General features: G+C 27.4%; 15 protein-coding genes and 2 pseudogenes. 7 read left to right on the top strand and 10 right to left on the bottom strand.

All coding sequences use genetic code 11. The annotated features are described in order from the left end of the window. Positions 1–11 precede the first annotated feature (11 nt). Both BLS77_RS03195 and BLS77_RS03190 read right to left on the bottom strand, forming a co-directional pair. Positions 12–497, bottom strand: a complete 486-nt coding sequence (locus tag BLS77_RS03195) for a hypothetical protein (RefSeq protein ID WP_089965788.1) — start codon at positions 495–497, stop codon at positions 12–14. Positions 498–541: 44 nt separating this feature from the next. Then, a complete protein-coding gene (locus BLS77_RS03190; RefSeq protein ID WP_242873919.1) occupies positions 542–787 on the bottom strand; it encodes a helix-turn-helix domain-containing protein in 246 nt (81 codons plus the stop codon). Positions 788–934: 147 nt separating this feature from the next. Here BLS77_RS03190 and BLS77_RS03185 point away from each other — a divergent pair, with 147 nt between their 5' ends. The 4 genes and pseudogenes from BLS77_RS03185 to BLS77_RS03170 form a co-directional block, all read left to right on the top strand. Then, the gene (locus BLS77_RS03185) at positions 935–1,411 is read left to right on the top strand and encodes a helix-turn-helix domain-containing protein (RefSeq protein ID WP_175490748.1); all 477 of its coding nucleotides are present in this window, start codon (positions 935–937) and stop codon (positions 1,409–1,411) included. 96 nt (positions 1,412–1,507) lie between these two features. Beyond that, positions 1,508–1,936 carry an ImmA/IrrE family metallo-endopeptidase gene (locus BLS77_RS03180; protein ID WP_089965782.1) on the top strand — a complete coding sequence of 143 codons (429 nt, stop codon included), beginning with the start codon at positions 1,508–1,510 and terminating at the stop codon, positions 1,934–1,936. Between the two features lie 198 nt (positions 1,937–2,134). Further along, positions 2,135–3,769, top strand: coding sequence for a recombinase family protein (locus BLS77_RS03175; RefSeq protein ID WP_242873918.1), 1,635 nt, complete (start codon positions 2,135–2,137; stop codon positions 3,767–3,769). A 36-nt stretch (positions 3,770–3,805) separates the two neighbouring features. Then, positions 3,806–4,318, top strand: a pseudogene (locus BLS77_RS03170) (FAD-dependent oxidoreductase); the annotation flags it as partial. 117 nt (positions 4,319–4,435) lie between these two features. Here BLS77_RS03170 and BLS77_RS03165 read toward each other — a convergent pair. The 4 genes from BLS77_RS03165 to BLS77_RS03150 form a co-directional block, all read right to left on the bottom strand. After that, on the bottom strand, positions 4,436–5,074 hold the full coding sequence (locus BLS77_RS03165) for a pentapeptide repeat-containing protein (RefSeq protein ID WP_089965780.1): 639 nt from the start codon (positions 5,072–5,074) through the stop codon (positions 4,436–4,438). Positions 5,075–5,115: 41 nt separating this feature from the next. Beyond that, positions 5,116–6,264 (bottom strand): AI-2E family transporter, encoded by a 1,149-nt coding sequence (locus BLS77_RS03160; protein WP_089965775.1) that lies wholly within the window; start codon positions 6,262–6,264, stop codon positions 5,116–5,118. 81 nt (positions 6,265–6,345) lie between these two features. Further along, a complete protein-coding gene (locus BLS77_RS03155; RefSeq protein WP_089965773.1) occupies positions 6,346–6,501 on the bottom strand; it encodes a zinc-ribbon domain-containing protein in 156 nt (51 codons plus the stop codon). Between the two features lie 181 nt (positions 6,502–6,682). Beyond that, positions 6,683–8,047: an MATE family efflux transporter gene (locus BLS77_RS03150; protein ID WP_089965771.1), complete on the bottom strand. Its 1,365-nt coding sequence runs from the start codon at positions 8,045–8,047 to the stop codon at positions 6,683–6,685. 351 nt (positions 8,048–8,398) lie between these two features. Here BLS77_RS03150 and BLS77_RS03145 point away from each other — a divergent pair, with 351 nt between their 5' ends. Then, entirely contained in the window at positions 8,399–8,716 is a 318-nt protein-coding gene (locus tag BLS77_RS03145) for a DUF1540 domain-containing protein (RefSeq protein ID WP_089965768.1), read from the top strand. Positions 8,717–9,013: 297 nt separating this feature from the next. On the opposite strand, the pseudogene BLS77_RS03140 reads toward BLS77_RS03145, so the two are convergent. Beyond that, positions 9,014–9,946 (bottom strand): annotated as a pseudogene (locus BLS77_RS03140) (D-alanyl-D-alanine carboxypeptidase family protein); the annotation flags it as partial. Between the two features lie 136 nt (positions 9,947–10,082). Here BLS77_RS03140 and BLS77_RS03135 point away from each other — a divergent pair. Then, the gene (locus BLS77_RS03135) at positions 10,083–10,685 is read left to right on the top strand and encodes a DUF2953 domain-containing protein (protein WP_089965763.1); all 603 of its coding nucleotides are present in this window, start codon (positions 10,083–10,085) and stop codon (positions 10,683–10,685) included. Between the two features lie 81 nt (positions 10,686–10,766). After that, positions 10,767–11,261 carry a GerW family sporulation protein gene (ytfJ, locus tag BLS77_RS03130; protein WP_089965760.1) on the top strand — a complete coding sequence of 165 codons (495 nt, stop codon included), beginning with the start codon at positions 10,767–10,769 and terminating at the stop codon, positions 11,259–11,261. 102 nt (positions 11,262–11,363) lie between these two features. Here ytfJ and scpB read toward each other — a convergent pair whose 3' ends face one another. From scpB to BLS77_RS03115, 3 genes are all read right to left on the bottom strand, one after another. Beyond that, positions 11,364–11,984: an SMC-Scp complex subunit ScpB gene (gene scpB / locus BLS77_RS03125; protein WP_089965758.1), complete on the bottom strand. Its 621-nt coding sequence runs from the start codon at positions 11,982–11,984 to the stop codon at positions 11,364–11,366. Further along, complete coding sequence (locus BLS77_RS03120; protein ID WP_089965756.1) at positions 11,977–12,723, bottom strand: segregation/condensation protein A; 747 nt, start codon at positions 12,721–12,723, stop codon at positions 11,977–11,979. Before BLS77_RS03120 ends, scpB begins: the two co-directional genes overlap by 8 nt. A gap of 191 nt (positions 12,724–12,914) precedes the next feature. Further along, positions 12,915–14,177, bottom strand: coding sequence for a D-alanyl-D-alanine carboxypeptidase family protein (locus BLS77_RS03115; RefSeq protein WP_089965754.1), 1,263 nt, complete (start codon positions 14,175–14,177; stop codon positions 12,915–12,917). Positions 14,178–14,281: the final 104 nt, after the last annotated feature.

Genomic DNA, 14,281 nt, shown 5'->3' with positions numbered 1-14,281 from the left:
CTTAAAATTTATTAACCTAGGCATAAGCCTAACTCTCTACTTAGTAAGCTTGACTGTATCTCTTTAGATGACTCCAATGATTTTTTTATCATTTCTAAATATGGTTTTCTATTCATTGATATTTCTTTAATCTTTTCATCCGTTAGAACATCTATAATTATTGATAAATATCTAAAATCACCTTTATTCATATCTTTATAAAATATTGTTCTCATTTTTTCTTCTATATTAAATTTATAAATAATATTTGAAACTTTCCTATCCGTAGATATAGCTCCAGCAGTCATTCTATTTGATATAATGTAACTTAATATCTTTTGTGACTCTTGTTGATCCTTTAATATGAATATCACACTTTCCATTTTTTCATGTTTTCCACTACTATCTACTAGATTTTCAAGTAATCCTTTTATAAACTCGTCATCTTCATTTTTTAAATGTTCTTCAACTAATCCAAAAACATATCTAATTCCTGCTTTATAGGATTCATTACTCATCTTTATCTCCTTTCATATATTTTTATTATTTGGACAAACTATAATTATGCTATCGATATAGTTTCGTTAAAAGCAACTTTCTCATTAAAAAAAATTTCATCAATTTTTTCTGGCGATAAACAAAATAGATTTTTTAATATATTGATTTCACTAGCTGTAAATTCGATTATTCCATTTTCTTTTTTTGAATAGGTTGATATATCTTTTTTTAAAATGTTTGCTACTTTTTTTTGAGTAAATCCAATTTTAACCCTCTCCGACTTTAATATATTTGTATTAATATTAATCACCTCGTTTCGTCTAAAGCAACCTTATATCTATATAATATTGCTTTTAACGAAACTTGTCAAGCTTTTTAATAAAAAAAGTTTCTCGTTGCACAACTTTTGTTTTATCTGACGCAACTTACTATATAATAATATTAGGAGGTGATACTATTGATAAGTTTTGGTGATCAACTAAAACAATTAAGAAAAACTAAAGGATTAACTCAACAGCAATTAGCTGATAAATTCTATTTAAATAAAAGTTCTGTTTCTAGATATGAAAATAATACTCAGTTACCTGAAAATGAACTACTTCAAAAAATAGCTGACTTTTTCAATGTATCTATAGATTATTTATTAGGTAGAAATGAAAATTCAACTAATTTTTTTAATGGTAGCACAGATTTAACCATCCCTATGACAGAAGTTGAATGGCAACCTGTCATAACTCATAAAGATAAATTAGATATAACAAAAGAGTCTGAACAGATGATAGTTAATATAGATAAAGCTGAGACCGTAGAATTCTGTGGAACGCCTGCCGATGATGAAGATAAAGAATTTTTAAGGATGGCATACGAAAGATTTCTTACAGATGTAAGGATTTATAACAAACAAAAATATACTCCTAAAAAATATAAAAAATAATAACTGCAATAAACAAACTCTAATTCCTAATCTATATTATGGAATTAGAGCTGTTTAATATAAATAAGGGTTAGTGGGCATTATGGGGAGATACGTATGAGTGAAATAAAAAATACAGTCAATAAACTAATCAATAAATATAAAACTAGAGATCCATTTGAAATGGCCGAAGAGCTAGGTATTTGGATCTATGAAACAGATTTGGGGAATATCGAAGGTCACTACATGTATGCTAAACGAAAGAAAGTTTTCTTTATAAACAGTAACTTATCTGAACAGGATAGATTGCTATGTTGTGCTCACGAATTAGGACATGCCCTTTTGCATACTAAGAGTAATGTCTATTTTAATAATTCTCGCACATTTTTCAATCAATTTAGACATGAGAATGAAGCAGATGAATTTGCAGCTGAATTAATATTAAATGATAACTTGCTATCTAATTATGAAGGTTTTCCATTAGAAGTAATATCTAATTGTGAACAAATACCATTAAAATATTTAAACTTTAAATTTAATAAATAAAAATAAAATTGCCCATATTTGAGAGCCATCGAGCACCAATCCTCAATAATAAGTAATGAGTTTTTTAACTCCCCCAATAAGTAAAATAAGATATAAGCAATAAAAAGCCTAGACATACTGTTGTTTAGGCTTTAATACTATAAATTAACAGTATATTTTTTATAAATACATATATAGAATAACTATGAGGTGAAATAAATGATAAAGATAGCTATATATTCAAGAAAATCAAAATTCACTGGCAAAGGTGATTCAATAGAAAACCAGGTCCAAATGTGTAAGGATTATGCTAACACACACTTTAATGATAAAAATTTAGAATTTGATATATATGAAGATGAAGGATTCACAGGGGAAAATCTTAATAGACCTAAATTTAAAATGCTAATGTCTAAGCTTAAAGAATATGATGTATTAATATGCTATAGATTAGATAGAATATCTCGTACAGTAAGTGACTTCTCCTCTACTCTTGAAATTTTAGATTCACATAATTGTGATTTTGTAAGTATAAAAGAACAATTCGACACATCTACTCCTATGGGTAGAGCCATGATATACATAGCCTCTGTATTTGCTCAATTGGAGCGTGAGACTATTGCAGAACGTGTTAAGGATAACATGCTTGAACTTGCTAAAAATGGTCGTTGGAGTGGTGGTAGAATGCCTTTAGGATATAAGAGTGAATATGAATCTTATATTGATGCTGAAGGCAATGAAAGAAAAGTTGTTAAACTGATAAAAAGTGATAAAGAATTAGAATTAGTTAATTTAATATATAAAACTTATTTAGAACAGGGCAGCTTACATAAGACCGAGGTATGGTTTACTCAAAAAGGTATAAAATCAAACGCAGATATTTTATTAGAAAAAACTTCACTTAAGGTTATACTACAAAACCCTGTTTATGTAAAAGCTAATAAAGAAGTTGTAGATTTTATGAAGAAAGAACAATGGAATGTATACGGTGAACCGGATGGAGTTCATAGCCTTCTAAGTTACAATAAAACAGAAGCTGTTAGAGTTAATGGTAAAAAAACTAAAAGAGCAAAAGAAAAATCTCTATGGATTGCAGCCATAAGTTCTTGTGAAGGTGTAATTGATCCTGAAATGTGGTTAGCAGTTCAAAAGCAATTTAGTAAAAATAAAGATACCTTCCCTCATCTTGGGAAAACTCATAATGGAATACTAACTGGCAGATTAAAATGTAAAAACTGTGGAAGCAATATGATAATTCAACATGGAACAGTTTCAGTAAAAACAGGCCAAAAACTATTCTACTATATATGCTCAATGAAAAAGAGATCTAAAGGCGAAGTATGTAACACTAAAAACTTAAGAGCATTTGATATAGAAGAATCTACTATAAACGAATTAGAAAGTTTAGCTGAAAGAAAATTAAATTTCTTAAGCACTCTTAAAAAGAAAAATAACTATACCCTTTCCACTAAAAACATTAAATCTAAAAAGCTATTACTTGAAAAACAATTATTAGAAAAACAAAAACAAATTGATAATTTAGTTAATAAGCTTTCTTTAGATGATGATATAGCAGATATATTAATAGTTAAAATAAAATCTTTAAAGAAAGAAACTGCATCTATCAGTGAAGATTTAGAAAAATTGAATAATGATATAAAAATTTCTGATACTGAAGAATTTAACATTAGTTTTATAGAAAGTGTACTTAATAGATGTGTAAACATTAGAGATCTATCCAAAGAAGAACAAAAACAGATAATTGATGTCCTTATAATTGATATTCTATATGATGGAAGTATCGGTGAGGCTGAAATGAATTTGATAGGATCTGATACTGGTAAAAAAAAATAAATATTGATATGGTGGACTTTGGTAAAATGTTGCACTCTTGTCCACCTAGCACATGCTAAGCTTATGACAACATATTATCCCCTTCATAAGCTAAGAAAAATTAAAGGATTAGAAAAAGCAAAATATGTAGATCCCTATGCTGGAAGTAAAGGCAATTCAATTAGATATTTATCAGTAGCTCCAAGAACTAATGACTTAAAAGTAAATGGAGTAGATAACTTATTCTGTGCTGGTGAAAAGTCAGGACTATTTGTTGGCCATACGGAAGCCATTGTTACTGGTAGCTTAGCTGGTCACAATGCTGTAAGACTTTCAATGGGAATGCATCTTCTAATTCTTCCATCTTCACTTGCGATAGGCGATATAATTTCTTATGCAAACGAAAAATCAACTACACGTGAAGGTAGAAAGCAAAGATTTACCTTTGCTGGTTCAGATTATTTTAAAAGAATGAAAGAATTAGGTCTTTATACTACAGATAAATCCGAAATTCTAAATAGAATTAAAAAATTAAACCTTAATGATATTTTCGCGCAAAAATTATTATAAAAAAGAGACCAATCCTTTTAGGATTGGTCTCTTTAATTATTTTAATAAATAACAATTCAGAGTGTAAAATATACGACTCATCTTGATTTATTTTTTCAAGTACCTGATATGTTATTATTAGCACTTCTCTATAAATTTAATTATATAACTTAATGTACAAAATTCTTTATCCAATTCATTTCCAATTATATTTAAGCCTTTAATTAATGTTTCTTCATTAAAGTTCTCTAATAAAATCATTAAGTTTAATAGATTAAGTGATCCATCTTTTGTATCTAAGACTCTTGACTCTTTTACATATTTATTTTCCATTGAATTTATAACAGAAGTTCTTAGTTCCTCGCTAATATCTATTTGAGGCATTTCATTAAATATTTTTATTCCAGGATCATTCAGATTTAAATTTTCAGCCTTTTCAGTATTCGTTGATAAAAATATAGTGTTCTTAAACTCTGCGTCTTTAAAATCAGCACCATCTAAGTTCACCCCATCAAATACAGTATTTTCAAATTTAGCGAATTTTAAATTACTACCCTTCAAATTAGTTCCAATTAACTCAGCCCATGTAAATGTGCATTTTGAAAAATCACATGATTTAAAATGTGCACCTCTAAAACTTGCAAAATTAAAATTTGAATTTGAAAAATTGCAGTTATAACAATTACTTCTTCTAAGGTTTTTATACATAAAATTCTTATCTTTCTTCTCTATATTATTGTAATTAAAATTTCCCTTAACACTTTGATTCTTTGCCATAATTACCTCCAATTAAAATATTTTTATTTATAAATTTGTATTTACATATAATCTTTAGTTTCACTTTTCAAACCTTTTTTCTTTAACGACACTTCAATAACATCCTTTATTATTGAATATACAATTGCAAATAAAGGCACGCCTATAATCATTCCTAATACACCTAATACTTTTCCAGCTATTAATATTGAAAATAGTATCCAAAAGGCAGATATACCAATTGAGTTTCCAAGTATTTTAGGTCCAATTATATTTCCATCTATTTGTTGGATTACTAATATAATTAGTAAAAACCACAAAGCTTGAGTTGGTGAAATAAATAAAATTATTATAAATGCTGGAACTGCACCTATAAATGGTCCAAAAAACGGAATAATATTTGTAATACCTATTATAACTGATATTAAAAGAATATATGGCATTTTAAAAATAGTTAATACTAAAAATGTTAATACACCTATAATAAATGAATCCAATATCTTTCCACTTAAAAATTTACCGAAAGTAACATTACTCATATGAGTTATTTCTATAACCTTATTTGCAGCAACTTCTGGCAATATAGCATAAGTCATTTTTTTATTTAATGCACAAAGCTTATCTTTATCTATTAATAGATAAATTGAAATAATAAGACCTAAAATTACATTCCAAATACTTGATGCAATTGTAGCGAGTAATCTCCCTAATACAGGAATTAAATTTGTTGTGAACTTAATTATGAAATCTACAAATCCATTAAAATTTTTCATTATAATATTTAAATACTCTTCATCTATATTTAAATTTTGCAATAAATTATATCCATATATACTTGTATTATTTATATATATAGGAATGTCATTTATTAGCCCAACTACACTATCTATTAGCTGAGGTAATACAAATTTAATAAACAAACTCAAAATAAAAAATAGAGTTATATATGTTAATAAAATAGCTATTCCCCTTTTAGATTTTATTTTAACCTTCTTTAACACCTTATTTTCATAGAATTTTAAAATAAAATTTAAAAGATATGCAATTGCAAACCCTATTATAAATGGTTGTAAAATCTTTACTATATCATCAACTTTATTTATAAGCTCTCCTAAGTGTGATATTGATAAATACAATATTCCAAGTGAGCTTAATAGAATAAATGTGTACACACATATAGTAGTATATTTAATATTCCAGTTAATTTTCATTAGCTACCTCTTTTCTTTATTTTTAAATATGAACAAAAAGCTGTAAGAGTAAAACTCTTACAGCTCTTTTACACAATAGAATTATCTTCTGTTGTTTTGTTCTTTCTTAGCTCTTCTACAATCGATACATCTTACTGGCTCGTTGTCGAATCCTTTTTCTTTGTAGAATTCTTGTTCTCCAGTTGTGAAAACAAATTCATTGCTACAATCTCTACAGATTATTTTCTTATCTTCCATTATAAATTCCTCCATCCTTAAAGATTTTCATATAAAAACATATCTCTTAATGGAGAAAGTATCTTATAATTATCTATCTTCATATTTATTGCTCATTTACATATTTTAAATCAATGTGCTTTTGCAACTCATTAAGAATAACATAATAACTCTATTTTTGCAAGTTTATTTTTTAAGTTCATTAAGAATTTAAAATTTGTGATATTCCACTCTTATGTTTTTTAAATTCATTTATCAAAAATACTAGTGTTATACTAACAGCTAAAACATCTGATACTGGTTGAGCTAACCATACCCCTTTTAAACCTATCCATTTTGGTAAAATTATAAGTAATGGCATTAAAAGTATTATTTGCCTTAATAAACTTAGGAACATTGCTTTTTTTACTGATCCTATTGATTGAAAATAATTTGAACCGGTTATTGATATAGCTACAATAGGTAGCATAGATAAGTATATTCTAACCCCTATTATTGTAATTTTCATTAACTCTTCATCTTTATTAAATAATCCAAGTATAGCTCTTGGGAAAATTTGAATTATTATAAACCCTACTACTAATACTACCATAGCCACTCCCATTGATAGTAAATATGTTTTATTTGCTCTATCATATTTTTTAGCCCCATAATTGTAACCTATAATAGGCTGTGCTCCTTGATTTATTCCAAATATAGGCATCAAAAACATCATTGATATTGCTGAAATTGTGGCCATAGCTCCAATGGCTAAATCACCACCATAAGTTTTCAATGTATTATTTGCAATAACTTGAACTAAGCTCGAAGCTAATTGCATTGCAAAAGGTGCTGACCCTATTGCAAATATCATTTTTACTAATCTTTTATCTAATTTTAGATTTTCTTTTTTTAATTTCAAATTAGAACTTCCTTTAGTGTAATATAAAACAGTCCAAATTGCTGTTATAGCTTGTGAAATTATAGTTGCAAATGCTGCCCCTTCAATTCCAAATCCAAAAACAAATATGAACAACGCATCCAAAATTATATTAACTAAACATCCAACTACCATTATAATTGCTGATTTTTTTGGATTTCCATCTGATCTTATTGAACTATTTAATGCAAAAGATACAATATTAAATATTGATCCTAATAGAATAATATTTATGTATGCTTTAGCAAATGGTAATGTGCTTTCACTTGCACCAAATAATAACAATAACTTTCCTCCAAATATTATTCCTATAGCCGTAATACCAATTCCTATTACCACCCCTAATGTCAATGCATTTCCTATAATTTTTTCTGCATCCTCCCTATTTCCTTGTCCGAGTTTAATAGAGATATTTGCTGCAGTACCTATTCCAACCAACATTCCAAAAGCTAACATTATAGTAACTATTGGCATAGTTACTCCAAGTCCTGCCATTGCTAATTTTCCAATGTCGGGAATTCTACCAATAAACATCCTATCTACAACATTATATAATGCATTTACCATCATTCCTATAATTGCAGGTATTGAATATTTAATTAACAATTTATATATTGGTGCTTCTCCTAAGTAATCTTGTTTATTCATTTTTTGCTCCTATCTTATATTATCATTTTTTATTTAACTTATTGTTTTGTTTTATATCTGTAAATTATATAATTTCAAGTAATATGTATTTCTAAAGATTCATATTTTATATTGCCCAAAGATTCTCCTTCTACTATATATACAATTAGTTATTATTGCAATTTTTTTGTGTATATAGATTTTTTAATAAAACATCTAAATTTTATCAATACTGTGATTTGGCTATTTCACAATAAATACGAACTAAATAATTATATAAAAAAACTATTTTTATATAATCTAAATATATTCTTTATTAATAGGTAATACTTTAATTATCAAATGATTTTAATAAATGAAGGAGTGTCTTAAATGAATAAAATTAATTGTGTTGTAAATAACTGTTCTTATAATAAGTCAGATATTTGTTATTCAACTCGTGTCAATATTGGTGGTAAAACTGCAAACGAAGAATGCGATACTTGTTGTGGCTCATTCTTAGATAAAAAACTATATAGTGATTTAACTAATAACGTAAATACCCAATGTTATTGCGATTGCCTTATATGTAAAGTTGAAAGTTGCGAGCATAACTATAATAATTTATGCAATCTTAACTCAATTAATGTTTCAGGTGAAAATGCTAAAATCTACTCTGAAACAAATTGCGCTAGCTTTAATTCTAAATAAGGCATATTAAAGTAAATAACAAAAAGGTCAACCCAAATTGGATTGACCTTTTTGTTGTTATTTTACAAGAGTCATTCTTTCAAATTCTGATTTATTAATATTTGAAGCACTTCTTAATGCCTTTCTAAGTTTTTCTTTATCTTTTTCCTTTAAAATAATTTTTCCTAGGACATCTCCTTCTTTTATATCATCTATAGGATGAAATACTTCTATTTCTATTTCATCATCATCTTTATATCCATAACTAAACTCTTCATCTTGAATTAATGATCCAAGTTGCATATAGCCTTCTTTATTTACTAAATCTTTAACAGTTGTTTTTTGAAATGCATTTGTATCTGTAACTTCTTTGAAAATCTTTGCTGTTTGATTCCATCTGTCCGTGCAATCTAGCACTACCATTATAATATTTCTGCCTTCATGGTTTACAGACGATACCAAACACTTTCCTGCTTGACCTGTATAACCTGTCTTTACTCCATTTGCTCCGGGAATTTGCCATAGTATTTTATTTATATTATTATATTCCCTTGTAAAATTATATTTTTCTTTAGATATAGTTTTCTCTCCACAAATTTCTCTAAATATTTCATTTTCCATTGCTTTTGATGTTAAAATAGCTAAATCATAGGCTGATGAATAATGATTTGCACTATCTAGCCCATGAGGCGATTCGAAATGAGAATTCAAAAGCCCAAGACTTCTTGAAAAATCATTCATAATATTTGCAAAATTCTCAATTGAACCTCCGATTTCTTCTGCAATTGCAATGGCTGCATCATTTCCAGATTTAAATATTAACCCAAAAAGAAGCTCCCTCATCGCAATTTCCTCTCCTGCTTTGTACCCTACTGTTGATCCTCTAACTGATGCTGAATTTTTACTGATGGTTATTTTTCTATCTAAATCCCCATAACTTATGGCAACTAAAGCTGTTAATATTTTAGTGGTACTAGCCATAGGAACTACTTCATATCCCTTTTGTTCAAAAAGGACTTCTCTTGTTTCAGCATCTATAGCAATTGCATTGTGGGCACTTACTCTAAGTTTACCTGGACTTTTAACTTGTTTATTATCAACAACATCAATTTCCTCTTCTTTAAAATCAATTGTTTCCTCTTCTTTTTCTATATTATCTTCATCAACATATGCCTTAGGATAACATGTAAAACTTTGAGTTGTTAATAATAATATTAAAAGCATTAAAATTATTTTTTTTACATTTTTCATAAAATCACCCTCTATATCAACCATCTAAGTGTAGTTTCTTCAAAAAAAAAATTTTTACTCACTATTAATAAAAAAAAATTAGATTACTTTATTTATTTATGGTAATACTATTAATAGTTTATATAGGAGGAATTTTATGTCTATATTGTTAGTTTTTCTAGTTTTATTATCTATACTATTAGTTCCAATACCAATTAAGTTAACTATACATTTTTCAAAAAACTGTTTTTATATTAAGTTTTATAAGATTTTACTTTTTTCTTCTGAAGAAGATAAAATAAATATATTAATAAAAAAGCTTTCTATTAAAATTTCTTCTAAATATTCAAAGAAAGCTAATAAAAAAAAAGAAAAGTATCAAAAGCAACGGCATAACCCCTTATCTAAAAAACTAAAAAATAAAAAACTTTCTATTTTTAAATTATATAAAAATTTAACTACTAATACATTCAAACCTAAATTTAAACTTAGAGGCGATGTTAATTTCGAGTTAGAAGATGAAGCAATAACTGCAATTACCTACGGTGTTGCTTCTAATCTAATTCCATTACTATATTTTAGTTTTTCAAAAATTTTCAAGGTGAAAGATTTGTCTTTACAAATAAATCCCCATTTTACAGGAAAAAATTTATTAAATTTCACAATTACTAGTATAATTTCTTTCAATATTGCTAAAATTATATATATATTAATTTTAACTATTAAATCATTTAAAAATAAAAAGGAGGTGGACCCTTAGTAATATTAAAATAAATATTTTTCTGAAAACTTATTAATAATGAATTTCTATTTATTTTAATATAACTTTATAGGGAATTTTATGAATAATGAACATCCAGTAGAAAATTTGATGAAAAGTACAATGGAAAATTTAAGGGATATGATTGATGTTAATACAGTAGTTGGTGATGCTGTTGAGACAAGAGATGGTAGCTACATAGTGCCAATATCTAAAGTAACTTTTGGTTTTGCATCTGGCGGAAGTGAATTTGGTAATGCAACAAAACCCTCAGCAGATAAAGATAGTAAACTACCTTTTGGAGGAGGCTCTGGTGCAGGAGTTACAGTTAAACCTGTAGCCTTCCTTGTTGTTAAAGAAGATTCTGTTAGGTTACTTCCTGTAGATCAAGATAATACATATGATAGAATTGTAGATTCTGTTCCTCAAGTTCTTGATATGTTTAAAGGTTTTTATAATGACATTATAAAAAATAAATGTCATACTGATTCCTCTAATCAAAACAATAACAAACAGGCTGACGATTATTGTTGCGACGACAGTAGTTCTTCAATGGGTAATGATTTTTCAAAATAATTTATTTGTTTTGAAGTTCTCTTAACTAATATAATTTTAAAAAATACACCAAATAAGGATATTTAACAATCCTTATTTGGCGTTTTTTATCTATATATTTACTTAAAGTGTTTCCATTGCTTTATTTAATAAATCAATAGATCCTTCTATTTCATCATCATCTTTTTCATCATATAAATCTAGCGAAGGTAATTCATCTAAATCTTTTAATCCAAACTGTCTTAAGAATTCTTCTGTTGTTCCAAAAATAATTGGTCTACCAGGAACTTCTAATCTTCCAATATCTTTAATTAATTCTCTTTCGATTAATCTTTGAAGAGCACTATCAGACTTTACCCCTCTAATTTCATCAATATCGATTCTTGTTATAGGTTGCTTATATGCAACTATAGCTAAACTCTCTAATGATGCCTGTGAAAGGGATTGTCTCTTATTTTTCTTAAGTAATTTTTGAATACTATCGCTATTCTGAGGCTTAGAAACTAATTGATACTCTCCATTTATAGAAATTAATTTAATCCCTCTATTATCTTCTTCATAATCATGAACCATTTCCTTTATTACCGATTCAATTACTTTAATTGAAATTTCAAGATTATTATGTAAATCCCTTATAGATAATGGCTCTCCGCTTACAAATAGTAATGACTCAATCACTGATTTTATTGCTGTAGTCCTAGCTGTTTCTTCAAATTCATACTGCTTTATATATAAACTATCCATCCGATTTTCTCCTCTTTACAAGTATGTTACCAAAATTATCATCTTGATATATTTTAACCATTCTTATCTTTATAAGTTCGAGTAATGCTAAAAATGTTACTACAACTTCTAGTTTACATTCACACTCATTTACCAAATCATCAAACTCCATTATTTCTTTAATATTAAATAAATTTAATAAACTTTCCATCTTATCTTCTATTTTATATTTATCAACATATATTTTCTTTTGTATAATATTTGCTGTATTTTGTTTGTTTGTATAATTTTCTAAAAGACTATTATAAATACTATATAAATCTAATAAAGTGGTATTTTTAAAAATATCATCATTATTTGTTTCACTTTCTGTTTCTTCTATAATTTCAGCTTTCTTAGGATACACATCCCCTGCACTTATATATCGCTCTCTAAAAAATCCTGAGACACCTTTGATTTTTTTATATTCTATTAATTTTTCCAATAAATTCTTTTCAATGTCCTCTTCACTTTCCTCTTCTTCCTTAACCTTTGGAAGAAGCTTTTTAGATTTTATTTCAATTAATGTTGCTGCAACTACAATAAATTCAGATGTAACTTCTAAATCCATAACTTTCATATCATCTAAATACTTTAAATATTGATTTGTTATCTTATATATCTCGACATTATATATGTCCATTTCATGCTTTCTTATTAGATGCAATAAGAGATCAAAGGGTCCTTCGAAATTTGCCACTTTCACTTTTGGCATTTCCATACTTGTCATCCCACCTCATATTTTTTATACTTATTATCCATCTTATATCATATCAATTTTAACAAGAAAGAACAACAAAAAATCTAAATGAGTTTCATACTAATTATCTACATAAAAAAGCCAGCTATAATTAGCTGACTTTTTTAGGTCTATTTAAGTTAAATATATTATAAATAATTCTTTAACGATAATTAGATCCCTTTTTTGAATAAGTTTCTAACATTATATTTAAAGTTATCTAATATATTTCCCTTTTTAATATCTCTATCAGAGTAAAGTTGTACTTCTCCGACCTTATCTTCACCTAAGTAAACTTCACATTTACCCACTACATCTCCAGATTTATATTCTTTTTGTAATTCTTCTATAACTACTCGTTTTTCAAGTTCTCCAGTTGTTCCTTTTGGTAATACTACAACTAAATCTTCTTTAGCCTTTGCGATGAAAAATCTATCTGTTTGCTTGCTCATATAGATTGTTTCTACATCTTCATCCTTAGCTAATAATTTTCTTCCTTCGTATTTAGAGAAACCATAGTTCATAAGCATGCTGGCATCTCTATTTCTTATTTTGAATGTCGGAGCTCCCATTATAACTGAAAGCATTCTAACTTTATTTTTTGTTGCTGTTGCTGTTATGCAATATTTAGCTTCATCTGTAAATCCTGTTTTAAGCCCATCACAACCTTCAAAAAATCTTACAAGTTTATTATGATTAACAAGTTCTATAGGGCTCTTTCGCCCTTCAGATATTGTTTCCATATATGTACCTGTATATTTAAGAATAGTAGGATGTTTTAATAATTCCAATGACATTTTAGCAATATCTCTTGCTGTTGATTCATGTCCCACTGCTGGCAATCCATTACAGTTCTTGAACGTTGTATTTGTCATACCTAATTCTTGAGCCCTTTTATTCATCATTTCTGCAAAAGCATCTTCTGTTCCACCAAGAAACTCTGCAAGTGCAACTGCCGCATCATTACCTGATGCTATAGCTACCCCTTTTAATAATTCTTCTACAGTTCTAATTTCACCTGTATCAAGCAGCATTGTACTACCGCCCATATTTTTAGCATTTTCACTACAGGTAACTTTATCTTGTAGTGTTATTTTTCCACTATCTATATTTTCCATAGTTAGTAACATGGTCATAACCTTAGTTACTGATGCAGGGGCATATTTTTCATCTATATTTTTTTCATAAAGAATTTTCCCCGTTGTAGGTTCCATAAGTATTGCAGATTTAGCCTCTACGTTTATTCCTTCTTCTGCATTTACCGCTTTTGTAAAATCATCATAATTTTCAATTACATTTTGAGATTCCTTTTCTGCATTCACCTCTGCATTCCACCATGTGTTATATGGATCTGTGTCTGCCTTTACGTTTACTGTATTTAGGCAAAATAAGCTTAAAGCTATTACTGAAAATCTTTTAATTGTTTTTTTATTCATTTTCACTACCTCCCTTCAAGCTTATTATTACCAATATAAATAAAAATATGATAAAAAGAAATAAATTTTCTTTTTATCATATTTTTTCATTTATTTACTATATA

It is taken from the genome of Clostridium gasigenes (assembly GCF_900104115.1).
GTDB classification, from domain to species: Bacteria; Bacillota; Clostridia; order Clostridiales; family Clostridiaceae; genus Clostridium; species Clostridium gasigenes.
This window is presented reverse-complemented; position numbering and strand designations above follow the sequence as displayed.

What these genes read in the sequence shown, in the direction of transcription:
- BLS77_RS03195 (WP_089965788.1), bottom strand. Translation starts at nt 497, where the DNA reads ATGAGTAATGAATCCTATAAAGCAGGAATTAGATATGTTTTTGGATTA.
- BLS77_RS03180 (WP_089965782.1), top strand. Translation starts at nt 1,508, where the DNA reads ATGAGTGAAATAAAAAATACAGTCAATAAACTAATCAATAAATATAAA.
- BLS77_RS03175 (WP_242873918.1), top strand. Translation starts at nt 2,135, where the DNA reads ATGATAAAGATAGCTATATATTCAAGAAAATCAAAATTCACTGGCAAA.
- BLS77_RS03165 (WP_089965780.1), bottom strand. Translation starts at nt 5,074, where the DNA reads ATGGCAAAGAATCAAAGTGTTAAGGGAAATTTTAATTACAATAATATA.
- BLS77_RS03160 (WP_089965775.1), bottom strand. Translation starts at nt 6,264, where the DNA reads ATGAAAATTAACTGGAATATTAAATATACTACTATATGTGTGTACACA.
- BLS77_RS03155 (WP_089965773.1), bottom strand. Translation starts at nt 6,501, where the DNA reads ATGGAAGATAAGAAAATAATCTGTAGAGATTGTAGCAATGAATTTGTT.
- BLS77_RS03150 (WP_089965771.1), bottom strand. Translation starts at nt 8,047, where the DNA reads ATGAATAAACAAGATTACTTAGGAGAAGCACCAATATATAAATTGTTA.
- BLS77_RS03145 (WP_089965768.1), top strand. Translation starts at nt 8,399, where the DNA reads ATGAATAAAATTAATTGTGTTGTAAATAACTGTTCTTATAATAAGTCA.
- BLS77_RS03135 (WP_089965763.1), top strand. Translation starts at nt 10,083, where the DNA reads ATGTCTATATTGTTAGTTTTTCTAGTTTTATTATCTATACTATTAGTT.
- ytfJ (WP_089965760.1), top strand. Translation starts at nt 10,767, where the DNA reads ATGAATAATGAACATCCAGTAGAAAATTTGATGAAAAGTACAATGGAA.
- scpB (WP_089965758.1), bottom strand. Translation starts at nt 11,984, where the DNA reads ATGGATAGTTTATATATAAAGCAGTATGAATTTGAAGAAACAGCTAGG.
- BLS77_RS03120 (WP_089965756.1), bottom strand. Translation starts at nt 12,723, where the DNA reads ATGGAAATGCCAAAAGTGAAAGTGGCAAATTTCGAAGGACCCTTTGAT.
- BLS77_RS03115 (WP_089965754.1), bottom strand. Translation starts at nt 14,177, where the DNA reads ATGAATAAAAAAACAATTAAAAGATTTTCAGTAATAGCTTTAAGCTTA.